At 70.2% G+C, this 11,719-nt stretch carries 12 protein-coding genes; 9 read left to right on the top strand and 3 right to left on the bottom strand.

The window, feature by feature from the left end; translation table 11 throughout:
- Nucleotides 1-118 precede the first annotated feature (118 nt).
- The 8 genes from ACFYYH_RS13165 to ACFYYH_RS13130 all read left to right on the top strand — a co-directional run bounded on the left by ACFYYH_RS13165 (nucleotide 119) and on the right by ACFYYH_RS13130 (nucleotide 7,189).
- A complete protein-coding gene (locus ACFYYH_RS13165; protein ID WP_388549657.1) occupies nucleotides 119-775 on the top strand; it encodes an HAD family hydrolase in 657 nt (218 codons plus the stop codon).
- Between the two features lie 67 nt (nucleotides 776-842).
- Entirely contained in the window at nucleotides 843-2,087 is a 1,245-nt protein-coding gene (locus ACFYYH_RS13160) for an MFS transporter (protein ID WP_388549655.1), read from the top strand.
- Complete coding sequence (locus tag ACFYYH_RS13155) at nucleotides 2,056-3,228, top strand: acetoin utilization protein AcuC (RefSeq protein ID WP_388549653.1); 1,173 nt, start codon at nucleotides 2,056-2,058, stop codon at nucleotides 3,226-3,228. The genes ACFYYH_RS13160 and ACFYYH_RS13155 overlap by 32 nt, the downstream gene beginning before the upstream one ends.
- A gap of 209 nt (nucleotides 3,229-3,437) precedes the next feature.
- Complete coding sequence (locus tag ACFYYH_RS13150; RefSeq protein WP_388549652.1) at nucleotides 3,438-4,253, top strand: phosphatase; 816 nt, start codon at nucleotides 3,438-3,440, stop codon at nucleotides 4,251-4,253.
- A 127-nt stretch (nucleotides 4,254-4,380) separates the two neighbouring features.
- Complete coding sequence (locus tag ACFYYH_RS13145; protein ID WP_014046653.1) at nucleotides 4,381-4,593, top strand: helix-turn-helix domain-containing protein; 213 nt, start codon at nucleotides 4,381-4,383, stop codon at nucleotides 4,591-4,593.
- 110 nt (nucleotides 4,594-4,703) lie between these two features.
- Entirely contained in the window at nucleotides 4,704-4,802 is a 99-nt protein-coding gene (locus tag ACFYYH_RS13140; protein WP_003948845.1) for a 30S ribosomal protein bS22, read from the top strand.
- Nucleotides 4,803-4,965: 163 nt separating this feature from the next.
- On the top strand, nucleotides 4,966-6,006 hold the full coding sequence (locus ACFYYH_RS13135) for an NAD-dependent epimerase/dehydratase family protein (protein WP_388549649.1): 1,041 nt from the start codon (nucleotides 4,966-4,968) through the stop codon (nucleotides 6,004-6,006).
- A gap of 1 nt (nucleotide 6,007) precedes the next feature.
- Entirely contained in the window at nucleotides 6,008-7,189 is a 1,182-nt protein-coding gene (locus ACFYYH_RS13130) for a lysophospholipid acyltransferase family protein (RefSeq protein ID WP_388549647.1), read from the top strand.
- 75 nt (nucleotides 7,190-7,264) lie between these two features.
- On the opposite strand, the gene ACFYYH_RS13125 is transcribed toward ACFYYH_RS13130, so the two are convergent.
- The 3 genes from ACFYYH_RS13125 to ACFYYH_RS13115 form a co-directional block, all read right to left on the bottom strand.
- Nucleotides 7,265-8,488: a DUF5667 domain-containing protein gene (locus ACFYYH_RS13125; protein WP_388549645.1), complete on the bottom strand. Its 1,224-nt coding sequence runs from the start codon at nucleotides 8,486-8,488 to the stop codon at nucleotides 7,265-7,267.
- Between the two features lie 296 nt (nucleotides 8,489-8,784).
- Nucleotides 8,785-9,582: an ECF subfamily RNA polymerase sigma factor, BldN family gene (locus ACFYYH_RS13120; protein WP_388549643.1), complete on the bottom strand. Its 798-nt coding sequence runs from the start codon at nucleotides 9,580-9,582 to the stop codon at nucleotides 8,785-8,787.
- 593 nt (nucleotides 9,583-10,175) lie between these two features.
- Nucleotides 10,176-11,111 (bottom strand): HAD family hydrolase, encoded by a 936-nt coding sequence (locus tag ACFYYH_RS13115; RefSeq protein ID WP_388549641.1) that lies wholly within the window; start codon nucleotides 11,109-11,111, stop codon nucleotides 10,176-10,178.
- Nucleotides 11,112-11,262: 151 nt separating this feature from the next.
- Between ACFYYH_RS13115 and ACFYYH_RS13110 the strand changes: the two genes are divergently transcribed.
- Nucleotides 11,263-11,541 carry a glutaredoxin family protein gene (locus tag ACFYYH_RS13110; protein ID WP_388549639.1) on the top strand — a complete coding sequence of 93 codons (279 nt, stop codon included), beginning with the start codon at nucleotides 11,263-11,265 and terminating at the stop codon, nucleotides 11,539-11,541.
- Nucleotides 11,542-11,719: the final 178 nt, after the last annotated feature.

The raw sequence follows: 11,719 nt of genomic DNA, 5'->3' as shown, positions 1-11,719 counted from the left end.
AGGGGGGACCCTGTGGGAGAGTAGGACGCCGCCGAACAATTATTGTGGGGATGCCCCGCACCGTTATGGTGCGGGGCATTTCTGCGTTCACGGCCAGTTCTGCGTCTAAGGTCGATGTATGCGCTACGAACTGATCATTTTCGACAACGACGGCGTCCTTGTCGACAGCGAGCCACTCTCCAACACCATCCTGGCCGCCTATCTCACGGAATTGGGTCACCCGACCTCGTACGAGGACTCCCTTCGGGACTACATGGGAGCCGCTGTCCATCGCGTCCACGATCTTGTCGAGGAGCGGACGGGCCGGCGTCTTCCCGCGGATTTCGACGACACCCTGCACGCCCGTGTCTTCGCCGCCTTCGAGCGGGAGTTGGAGCCGGTCGAAGGCGTGGTCGAGATAGTGGGGAAGCTGGCCGCCGATGGTGTGCCGTACTGCGTCGCCTCGTCAGGAAGCCATGAGCGGATCCGGGTAGGGCATCGTAAAACCGGGCTGGACCGCTGGTTCGAGGACCGGATCATCTTCAGCGCGCAGGATGTCGGGCGGGGCAAGCCGGCACCTGATCTCTTTCTCCACGCCGCCGAGCGGATGCGGGTGGCCCCCTCGCGATGCGCCGTGGTGGAGGACAGCCCCCTCGGGGTCGCCGCGGCCAGATCGGCCGGGATGGATGTCTACGCGTTCACGGCGATGACGCCGGCCGCGGAGCTCGCCGGCGCCACCGCGTACTTCTCCACCATGGCCGAACTGCCGGGCCTGCTCGACGGATCAGCCGTCTGAGCCCTTGCCCCGTCTCTTGTGTGATCCATCTACCCAGAGGTAGCGGATCGCCCTACGCTGTCCGGCCATGACAGATGCGGCGGGTGCGAGAGACGCTCGGTTGCGGCACGGTCGTGTGTCCCTGGCGCTGAGCTTCTTCGTCCAGGGAGTGACCTTCGCCCTGCTCGTGACGCGTATCCCCGCGATCCAGGACCGGTACGGGATATCGGATGGGCTCCTCCCCGCCTTTCTCGCCGCTGTCCCCGTGCTCGCCGGTGTCGGCAGTGTCGTCACCGAGAAGCTGGTCGTCCGGATGCGGCCGGGAGTGGTCCTGCGCTGGGCGCAGCCCGTGGTACTGCTGGCGCTGCTCGGCGTCGGGGCGGGGGACGCGGTGTGGCAGCTCGCGCTCGCCCTGGCGGCGTTCGGGCTCGCGGTCGGTGCGCTGGACGCGTCCATGAACATGCTGGGCGTCGGCCTCCAGCGGGCGTACGGGCGCAGCATCATGCTCGGTTTCCACGCCGTGTACAGCCTGGGCGGTATCGCCGGGGCCTCGCTCGCCTGGGCGGGTGCCCATGGGGATCTGTCGTTGCTGGTGTCGTATCTGCCGGTGGTGGCGGTGCTGCTGCCGGCCGCGCTGATCGGGAGCCGCTGGTACGCGGACGCGGGGCGGGGCGCCGGACGGGACGCCGAGCGTGCTGCCGCCCCGGATGCCGACCGTCAAGGCGCCGGGCGGCCTGTCGCGTTCCGGCTGCTGCTGCCCCTCTGTCTGGTGATGGCCTTCGCGTACATCGGTGACTCCACGGTGTCGAACTGGAGCGCCACATACCTTCAGGACGTGCTGGGCGGTTCGGAGGAGCTGGCGACCGTTCCGTACAACGCCTATATGGTCACCACACTGCTGGGACGCGCCGTGGGGGATCTGGGGGTACGGCGGTTCGGGCCGGTGGCCGTCGTGCGCTGCGGGACGCTGCTGGCGGGGGCCGGGTTCGCGGTGGTGGCGCTGGCGAGCGGCGCGTGGGTGGGCATCCTCGGGTTCACGATGCTGGGGCTCGGGCTGTGTGTGATCGTGCCGCAGACGTTCGCGGCGGCCGGCCGGCTGTTTCCCGCCTCCAGTGATGCCGCCGTCGCACGGCTCAACGTCTTCAACTACGTGGGTTTTCTGATCGGATCGCCGCTGGTGGGTGTGGTGGGGGAGGCCTGGAACCACCGCGGCGCGATGCTCGTGCCGATGGTCATGGTTCTGGTGACTCTGGTGTACGCCCGCTCGTTCGGGACGGATCCGGCCCGATACGGTGGCGGGCATGAGCGCTCGCGCACGGTTGATGTGGGATGACGCGGTTACGGGGTACGACTTCGGGTCCAGCCATCCGATGGATCCGGTCCGGCTCTCGTTGACCATGGGATTGGTGCGGGCCTACGGGCTCGACAGAGCGGTGGAGGTGACGACCGCGCCCGCCGCCGGGGACTCGACACTGCGGCTCGTCCACCAGCAGGAGTATGTGGACGCGGTACGGCGGGTCTCGCTGAATCCGCGTACCGCGGACGGGTCGTACGGCCTGGGCACGATGGACGACCCGGCCTTCGCCGGGATGCACGAGGCCTCGGCACTGATCGCCGGGCTGTCGGTCGGCGCGGCGGAGGCCGTCTGGAACGGGGAGGCCGCGCACGCCGTGAACTTCGCGGGCGGGCTGCACCACGCGATGCCGGGGGCGGCGTCCGGCTTCTGCATCTACAACGACGCGGCCCTGGCGGTCGCACGGCTGCTGGAGCTGGGCGCGGAGCGCGTCGCGTACATCGATGTGGACGTGCACCACGGGGACGGCGTCCAGACGGCGTTCTGGGAGGATCCGCGCGTCCTGACGATCTCGCTGCACGAGCATCCGCGGACGCTCTTCCCGCAGACCGGCTGGGCGGAGGAGACCGGTGGCGGGGCGGCCGAGGGCAGTGCGGTGAATGTGGCGCTGCCGGCCGGGACGGGCGACGAGGGCTGGCTGCGCGCGTTCCATTCGGTGGTGCCCGAGCTGCTGGCGGACTTCCGGCCGGAGGCGCTGGTGACCCAGCACGGCGCGGACACGCACTTCGACGATCCGCTGGCGCATCTGGCGGTGTCGCTCGACGCGCAGCGCGCCGTGCAGGCGTCGTGTCATGAACTGGCGCACGAGTACGTCGACGGCGGGCGGTGGGTGGCGCTCGGCGGCGGTGGTTACGCGGTGGTCGATGTGGTGCCGCGGTCCTGGACACATCTCGTGGGCATCGCGGGGCATGCCCCGGTCGAACCGGAGTCGGTGGTACCGGAGTCCTGGAAGAGCGAGGTGTACGCGCGGACCCGGCAGTTGGGTCCGGGGCGGATGACGGACGGCCGGACGCCGAGCTGGCAGCCGTGGGAGGCGGGGTACGACCCGGCCGACCGGCTGGACCAGGCGATCCTGGCGACGCGGAAGGCGGTGTTCCCGCTGCGGGGGCTGCTGGCCTAGGCCCTGCCCCCTCGGACAGGACTCAGCGGTCGGCCGACGACACCGGCTCGCCGGTCCCGGTCCCGGCCTCGGTGCCGCTGCCGGCCCTGGCTCCTGCGCCGGCGTCCGGCCGTGGTTCGGTGGGCCGACGGGTGGTCCGTTACGCCAACTGTGCGGTGAATCCGGGGTTCCGGCCCCGGCCCGGCGCCGGAGCGGGAAGCATCGGGGAGGTGTTGAGCACCGGAGCGCTGCGGGCGCATCTGCTGGCGGCCGGGCTGGCCGGTCCCGTCGCCACCTCGCGCGAGGACAGCCTGCGCAGCTACCGTCTTTTCGCCGCGCGCGATCCCCGTGTCACGATCGGACTCGAACCCGAACGGGCATGGGGTGAGCGGGAGTTGCTCGGCCTGATGGCGGACAGGTGCGGGGTCTCGCCGGATCCAGGCCGGGTCACGGGCGGCGAGGTGATCGACCCGGAGCTGACGCTGGGCGCGCTGGACGCGTTCGCCGGACGGCTGCGCGCGGTCGCGGCACGCGGGGCGCCGGTGCTGTTCGGGACGGGGCATCCGCACCGGCTGCTCGGTTTCTACGCAGGTCTGGCAGACGCTTTGTCGGCGGCGGGATGTCTCGTCCTCACCCCGGCGCAGGGGCGATGTATCGACATAACGACCCGGTTCGGCGTACGCATGTGCAACCTCGACTACGTACGGGGCGTCGCGCTGGTGCGGGAACCCGGCGTGCGGGGTGCAGGGCGTGAGACCGGCGCACATACCCACTCGCCCCTGCCGGTTCGGGCCGCTCTGGAGGGTCTGGCCGACTCCGGCGGGCCGCTTCCCGGGCTGGTCGTCGGAGACCACGGATGGGTCTGCGGGGCAGGTCAGCTGGGCATTGAGGCGATCGGTCTGGCCGCCGCGGACGATCCCGCGCTGTTCGTCGGGGAGGCCGAGGGGCGCGTGTCCGTAGCCGTTCCACTTGACGATGCCGTGCTGTCCGCGCACTACCTGCCGCTGACGCGCTATGTACTCAATCGGGCATGTCTGTCACAGTAGGCGGCCGAAGGCTGCTCCTCTTCCCCACTCGCATCACCCGCCCCTAGTCTGGATGTGAGCGCACAGCGACGAAGAGTTACCGGAGGGGAAGCCGGTGGCCGTCGTGTGCGGAAGGTACAGGTGGGTCATGGCTGCTGGCAGCGAGAGGCCTCTCAACGAGGTCAAGTTCCTTACCGTGGCGGAGGTCGCCTCGGTGATGCGAGTGTCGAAGATGACCGTGTACCGCTTGGTGCACAGCGGTCATCTGCCGGCGATCCGGGTGGGCAGGTCATTCCGGGTTCCGGAGCAAGCGGTTCACGAGTATCTCCGCGAGTCCTTTGTGGGGGTTGAGTCCGCCTAGGACGTCCCTCGGATTACGTCCCTCACTCGGCGACGGGTAGGCTAGGCCGACGTAGGTCGTGTGGGCCCAGACGCCCCGCACCGAGTGAAGAGAAGTGAGCGAGGGTAGTCGTGGGCTCTGTTATCAAGAAGCGGCGCAAGCGGATGGCCAAGAAGAAGCACCGCAAGCTGCTCAAGCGCACCCGCGTCCAGCGTCGCAACAAGAAGTAGGCGGCAGCTGTTCGTGCATTCGCGGCCCTTCCACCGGCACGGTGGGAGGGCCGCGGTGTTTGCCGGTGAAAGTGCCGTGCGACGCGTCGTACGGTCACGGTCGTGCAATAACGACCAGCTACGGTGACGCGTAGGGAGACCTTTTCTAGGGAAGGCGCTGATCTTGGGCAAGGTCGTGCTCGTGACGGGAGCGGCCCGCCAGCTCGGCGGCCGTTTCGTACGGCGTGTGCAACGGGACCCCGGTGTCGACCGGGTGATCGCCGTGGACGCGGTCGATCCCCCGCATCAACTCGGCGACGCGGAATTCGTCCGTGCCGATATCCGCCGGCCCGCCATCACCCGGGTGCTCGCCGAGCACGCCGTCGACACGGTGGTGCACATGGATGTGACGGGTACTCCGCTGGGCACGGGCGGCGGCCGGGCCGCGGTCAAGGAGACCAATGTCATCGGCACGATGCAGCTTCTCGGCGCCTGCCAGAAGTCGCCGTCCGTGAAACGGCTCGTGGTCAAGTCCAGCACGAGCGTGTACGGATCGGCGCCCCGCGATCCGGCGGTTTTCACCGAGACCACGCCGCCCAAGTCGCTGCCGAGCGGGGGGTTCGCCAAGGACGCGGTGGAGGTCGAGGGGTATGTACGGGGCTTCGCGCGCCGCAGGCCCGATGTGGCTGTCTGTGTCCTGCGTTTCGCGAACATCCTGGGGCCCGCGGCGGATTCTCCGCTCGCCGAGTATTTGTCCCTGCCGGTCCTGCCGACGGTTTTCGGTTTCGACCCCCGGCTCCAGTTCGTCCATGAGGACGATGTCATCGATGTGCTGATGATCGCCTCGGACGACCCGCGGCGCGGCACGCTCAACAGCGGGACGTTCAATGTCGCCGGCGAGGGCGTGCTGCTGCTGTCGCAGTGCTCCCGGCGGCTGGGGCGGCCCACGGTGCCCGTGCCCCTGCCCACGGTGACCTGGGTCGGCTCGGCGCTGCGCACGGTCGGGATGACGGACTTCTCGCCGGAGCAGATCAGGCTGCTGACCCATGGCCGGGTCGTCAGTACCGCCCAGATGCGCGAGACACTGGGTTTTGTGCCGAGGTACTCGACCGCGGAGGCCTTCGCGGACTTCGCCCGGAGCCGGGGTGCCGGGCTGCTGCCGCCCGAGGCCGTGGCCCGTACCGTGGACCGGCTCTCCACTCTCGTCAGCAAGGAGCGCATCTGACATGGCTGATGCCAAGGTCATCCCCTTCGGTGACGAACCGAGGTCGAGGCGTGGATCCGCGAGCGGCCGGCGACAGCACGCCAAGGACGCCGCCGCGAAGCGCTCGCAGGCCGCGGGGGCGGGGCCCGGCTCGGGCACGGCGCAGGGCGCGGGCCCGGATGCGGGTCCGGGGCCGGCGCGTACGGCGGGTCCGCTGAAGCCCGTTCCCGAGCCGGACGCGGGACAGCGGGAGCCGGGGGAGCCGGGGCCGGGGGAGGGCGAGCCGGCCGGCGGGCTGTCCGCCTCCGCGGCGGCCGCGGCCGCCGTCGCGGTCGGCCAGGCGCTCCACGAGCAGGACGGCGGCAGCGGCTGGGAGCGACGGATCGCCGGCGGGCTGGCGTTTCTGCGCCGGCGGCTCACGGGGGAGTACGAGGTCGACGAGTTCGGCTATGACAAGGAACTCACCGATCAGGTCCTGATGTCGTTGATCCGGCCGCTCTACGAGAACTACTTCCGGGTCGAGGTGAAGGGCATCGAGAACATCCCGTCGGACGGCGGGGCGCTCGTGGTCGCCAATCACTCCGGGACGCTGCCGCTGGACGGGCTGATGATGCAGGTCGCCGTCCATGACAACCATCCGGCGGAGCGGCATCTGCGGCTGCTCGCCGCCGATCTGGTCTTCATGCTGCCCGTCTTCAACGAGCTGGCGCGGAAGGCCGGGCACACGCTGGCGTGCGCGGAGGACGCGGAGCGGCTGCTGGAGCGCGGTGAGGTCGTCGGGGTGATGCCGGAGGGCTTCAAGGGCATCGGCAAGCCGTTCGGTGACCGCTACAAGCTTCAGCGCTTCGGCCGCGGCGGGTTCGTCTCCACGGCGTTGCGGGCGGGGGTGCCGATCGTGCCCTGTTCGATCGTCGGGGCGGAGGAGATCTATCCGATGATCGGCAACGCGCGGACGCTGGCGCGGCTGCTGGGCATTCCGTACTTCCCGATCACGCCGACGTTCCCCTGGCTGGGACCGCTCGGGCTGCTGCCGCTGCCGACGAAGTGGACGATCCAGTTCGGTGAGCCGATCCCGACGGACGGCTATCCGCCGGAGGCGGCGGAGGACCCGATGCTGATGTTCAATCTGACGGATCAGGTCCGTGAGCAGATCCAGCACACGCTCTACAAGCTGCTGGTGCAGCGCCGCTCGGTGTTCTTCTGACGGCCGGAAGGCCGGGTGTGCGTGAGGCGCGGTGCTCTCCCGGGAGAGCACCGCGCCTCACGCGTACCGCGGGTATCACTCCACGTCGTCGGCCTTGATGCCCAGACCCGGCAGCAGATCCGGCAGCAGGGGCGGGATCGTGACATCGGGGCCCGGACGGTCGGTGCCGTTCTGGTTCTCGGACGGCGACGGGGTGGCGCTGTTCGACGGCGGGTCGAACAGTCCGCCCGTACCGCCGCCGAGCAGGCCCTCCTCGGACGAGCTCTCCGAGTGCCGGCCCGGTGCGTGCGGCTCATCGCTGGCGTGCGAGCCGCCGCCGTCCGTACTCGGTGAGCTGGGTGAGGGGCGGTCGGGGTGGCCGGTGCCCTTGGAGTCCTGGGTGGCGCCGGGGTGGGTGATGGTGCCCGGACGGGCGTCCGGGGCACGGGGCAGCAGCGACTGGAGCGGGGCGACCTCTTCGTCTATGGCGTCGAACACCGAACTCACTTCGTTGCCGACATCCGTGAGCTGGACGGGCAGCCGTTCGCGCAGTCCGTTCCAGGTCTTGCGGTGCGAGGCCGAGAACGATGAGAGCGTGGCGATCGGGCCGAGGGAGCCGTCCCGTTCGTATGCCTGGTGAAGCAGGCGGTGGCCCTCGGACGCGTCGTGCTTCATCCCGCGCAGGGTGCGCCGGATCTCGGCCATGGATTCGTGGTCGAGCCGGCCCGAGCGGTCCCGCTCCATCAGCCGCCGGGCTTCGCTGAGCCGGGTCGAGGCATGGTCGAGATACAGCTCGCCGCGGTCGGACTCACCGTCCGCCAGATTGAGCTTGAAGTCCTCCATGCCGCGCTTCAGCCCGTACAGCGAGTCACCGGGCAGGGCGTCGGAACTGGCGGCCGCCACCCCGCCGAACGCGCCCGCCGCCACGCCGACCGTGAGTCCGCCGGCCGCGAGGCCTTTGGACCAGCGGGATCTGGGGCGCAGCTTCCGGAGCCGGGAGGCCCGGTGGGCACCCCGGCCGGAGGTCCGCTGCTCGGGCACCGTAGGGCTCGGAGACACCCCCCCGGTAGCTGTGCCCTCCAGCAGCATGGCCTCCATGGCTGCCACGAGCTGGGCTCGCTGCACCACTTTGACCTCGGGGTCCAGCGTGGGTTTCGGCAGTTCGCCGAGGCCCTTCGCCAGAGCCAACAGCCGCCCCTGTTCGGCCGGTTCGGCCGAATCGGCGGGCTGTTGTCCGGCCGCCGCGCCCTGGACCGTCTGGTCTTCCAGGGCCTGGGCGAAGGCGTTCGCCCGCCGGTGTGCCGAAACGTTCGCGATCACTGGCGGCACCTCCTCTCGTCATGACGATCGACTCCCCTGGGGGTCCGGAAGGTTGCACGCCTTGAGCACATCCACACGAGTGAGTGAGTGGCTGCGGGCATGGCGTGACCGCAGGGAGCCTGCACCCGCACAACGAGCGGCTCGGCACTTGGGTTACGCGCGAAGGATGATCCGACCAGTGCGTCATCGAGGCGTCACCGACGGTGAGTTGACGCCACGATGAGGGATGCGGAGGGTGTATGAGGGGGGTGAGGGGGTGGGGGGAGGCGGACGGCCGCGCGGAAAGGCGGCGGCGGTCAGCGTGCGTCTTCCGGGAGGAGCCTGGCCAGCGTACGGACGGCTCGGTACTGCAATGTCTTGATCGCTCCTTCGTTCTTGCCCATGACCCTGGCCGTCTCCGCGACCGAGAGGCCCTGGAGGAAGCGGAGGGTGACGCACTCCTGCTGCTGCGGATTGAGTTTCCGTACGGCTTCCAGCAGGGCGGCGTTCGAGAGGGACTCCAGGACCGAGTCCTCCGGGCTGCGCTCGACCTCGTTGGCGTCGAGCATTTCGCCTGTGGTCACTTCGAGACGGAAACGGCTCGACTTGAAGTGGTCGGCGACCAGATTGCGGGCGATGGTGACCAGCCAGGCGCCGAAGTCGCGCCCCTGATAGGTGAACGTGGAGATACGGCGCAGGGCGCGCAGGAACGTCTCACTGGTGAGGTCCTCCGCGGTCGCCTTTCCGCCCACGCGGTAGTAGATGTAGCGGTAGACGGTGTCGCTGTACTGGTCGTACAGCCGGCCGAAGGCCTCGGCCTCACCGGCCTGGGCGCGCTCGACGAGCTCCATCATGCGGGCGCTGTCGCTGTCGGCGGTGGGGCGGCGTGCGGCGGTGGAGGCGGCGGGGGTGGAGCCGCGGCTTCCCCGTCTGCCGACCGCCGCACCGCCGTTCGCCAGGGCATAACAAGGACCGATAGGGCCGCTCACGGCAGGGGCCGTGGCGGCGAGGGCGGGGACGGCGTACGCGGTGGGGACGAAGCCGCGCAAGTGGTCGAGGACCGTTGCGCGCAGCGTAGCCAGGCCCGAGGCGTCAACCCCGACGTGTGGGTACACGGGACTCCCAGAGGCAGAGCTTCCATCACGTGCAGTGCGGGACCGTTCACCCGTCGTGGCGACGTGTGGGGTCCGGTATGCGTCTGAGGAGAATAACGCTTCGTACAGGCAGTGCTACACCCAGTTGCTCAAATCATCGATTACGTCGCTTCCGTGACGCCTAGGCGGCGTATCAAGTAGCACATCGTGACCGTTTATTGATCAGATTGCGTCAAGATCTGCCTGGTGTCGTGATGGGTTGTGCCTGAGTGATGACCCCGTGACTGGCCGCGCGTTCCCGCGGGTAGAAGGCCGGATTGGGCTTGTGCGGGGGCGCTCCGCCGGTCCGCGCGGTCGGCGTGTCGCGTACGGACGGCCGGGCGGGGAGCGGGCGCGGGGGCCGGGCGTGGACCGGGGCGCCGACGGACCGGGAGAGGGCCGGGAACGGGGAAGACGCCCGGGCGCGCCGCGGGCGCGGGCTCACCCGCGGGTGAGGGCCTGGGGGCGTGAGGGACCGAGCGTGCGCCGGGAGCGTGCGCCGACCGGGGGTACGGGCCGGCCCGGCGTGCGGAGCGGCCGAGTGGTGCGGGCCCGCCGAGGGGTGTAGGGGCCGGTCAGCGGCGGCGGCGGTGCAGGGCGACCGCGGCGGCCGTGCCGCCGGCGAGCGCGCCGACCCCGGCCGCCGCCGGGATGCCGACCTTGGCCGCCTTGCGGCCGGTCCGGTAGTCGCGCAGCCGCCAGTCGAGCCGGCGCGCGTGCTTGCGGAGCTTGGCGTCCGGGTTGATGGCGTACGGGTGGCCGACCAGCGAGAGCATGGGGATGTCGTTGTGCGAGTCGCTGTACGCGGCGCAGCGGTCCAGGTCGAAGTCCTCGCGGGCGGCCAGGGCGCGGACGGCCTCCGCCTTCGCCGGGCCGTGCAGCGGTTCGCCGACGAGCTTGCCGGTGTAGATCCCGCCGACCGACTCGGCGACGGTGCCGAGGGCCCCGGTCAGACCGAGCCTGCGCGCGATGATCGTCGCCGTCTCGACGGGCGCGGCCGTCACCAGCCAGACCTGCTGGCCCGCGTCGAGGTGGGCCTGTGCGAGGGCCCGGGTGCCGGGCCAGATGCGGTCGGCCATGTACTCGTCGTAGATCTCCTCGCCGATGGACATCAGCTCGGCGACCCGGTGGCCCTTGACGATGGACAGGGCGCTGTCGCGGGCGTCCTGCATGTGCTCGGGGTCCTCGACCCCGGCCAGCCGGAACCAGGTCTGCTGCCAGGCGAACCGGGCCAGCTCCCGGCGCTGGAAGAACTTCCTCTTGTACAGGCCCCGGCCGAAGTGGAAGAGGGCGGCGCCCTGCATCACGGTGTTGTCGAGATCGAAGAAGGCGGCGGCGCGGGCGTCCCCCACGACGGGGAAGACCGGCGTCTCGTCGCGGGGCCGCCGCGACGGCGGAGCTTCCCGCGTCTGTGTGGACTTCAGTCCTGCCTCGGCTGCGGCCTCGCCCGCGAGCACGCTCCGGGCTGTGGCGGAGCGCTTACGGGGGGTGAGCCATCCCAGTGCGGCCATAGCGTGAGCATAGCCAGTCTGTTCGGAACTGCCTGACGGGTGGGGATGCCATGGGGTGAACTCTGCGCGGCCGGTGCGTTAATCGGGCGATCGAGGGCGGCCTGTGGACGACCGGGCCTCCCGGGTCCCGCTCGGGCGCAGAATGGGCCGCATGAGTCCTCTGTTGCGGCGTACGACGAAGAAGAAGGCCGGCGAGCGGGTGGTGACACTTGTCTCGAAGCCGGGATGCCATCTCTGTGACGATGCGCGTGCGGTGGTCGAGTCGGTGTGCTCGGAGACCGGGGCATCCTGGGAGGAAAAAGACATCACGCAGGACGAGGCGCTGTATCGCGCGTACTGGGAGCAGATCCCGGTGGTGCTGGTGGACGGCGAGCAGCACACCTTCTGGCGGGTGGACGCCGATCGCCTGCGCCGGGAACTGGGGGCCTGACGGAAAAGACGGTTACCATCGTGGGCGCTTTGCCGGGCTTTCTCTGGGGAGAGAGGTCCGGGCCACGGTCCGGCGCGGACGCCGGGGCCGGAGGTCCGGGGGCCGGTCCCGGGTGGGTGCGGGGAGCGGTCTCGGGGGCGTATTCGTAAGGAGTGTGTGGGGTTTTGCCCCCTTCATG

The sequence above is a fragment of the Streptomyces sp. NPDC002018 genome, from assembly GCF_042890865.1.
Classification (GTDB): Bacteria; Actinomycetota; Actinomycetes; order Streptomycetales; family Streptomycetaceae; genus Streptomyces.
The sequence above is the reverse complement of the archived record's forward strand: the minus strand, read 5'-3'. Positions and strand labels throughout refer to the sequence as shown.

Coding starts and splice junctions, on each gene's coding strand:
- ACFYYH_RS13165 (WP_388549657.1), top strand. CDS start 119: ATGCGCTACGAACTGATCATTTTCGACAACGACGGCGTCCTTGTCGAC.
- ACFYYH_RS13160 (WP_388549655.1), top strand. CDS start 843: ATGACAGATGCGGCGGGTGCGAGAGACGCTCGGTTGCGGCACGGTCGT.
- ACFYYH_RS13155 (WP_388549653.1), top strand. CDS start 2,056: ATGAGCGCTCGCGCACGGTTGATGTGGGATGACGCGGTTACGGGGTAC.
- ACFYYH_RS13145 (WP_014046653.1), top strand. CDS start 4,381: ATGGCTGCTGGCAGCGAGAGGCCTCTCAACGAGGTCAAGTTCCTTACC.
- ACFYYH_RS13130 (WP_388549647.1), top strand. CDS start 6,008: ATGGCTGATGCCAAGGTCATCCCCTTCGGTGACGAACCGAGGTCGAGG.
- ACFYYH_RS13115 (WP_388549641.1), bottom strand. CDS start 11,111: ATGGCCGCACTGGGATGGCTCACCCCCCGTAAGCGCTCCGCCACAGCC.
- ACFYYH_RS13110 (WP_388549639.1), top strand. CDS start 11,263: ATGAGTCCTCTGTTGCGGCGTACGACGAAGAAGAAGGCCGGCGAGCGG.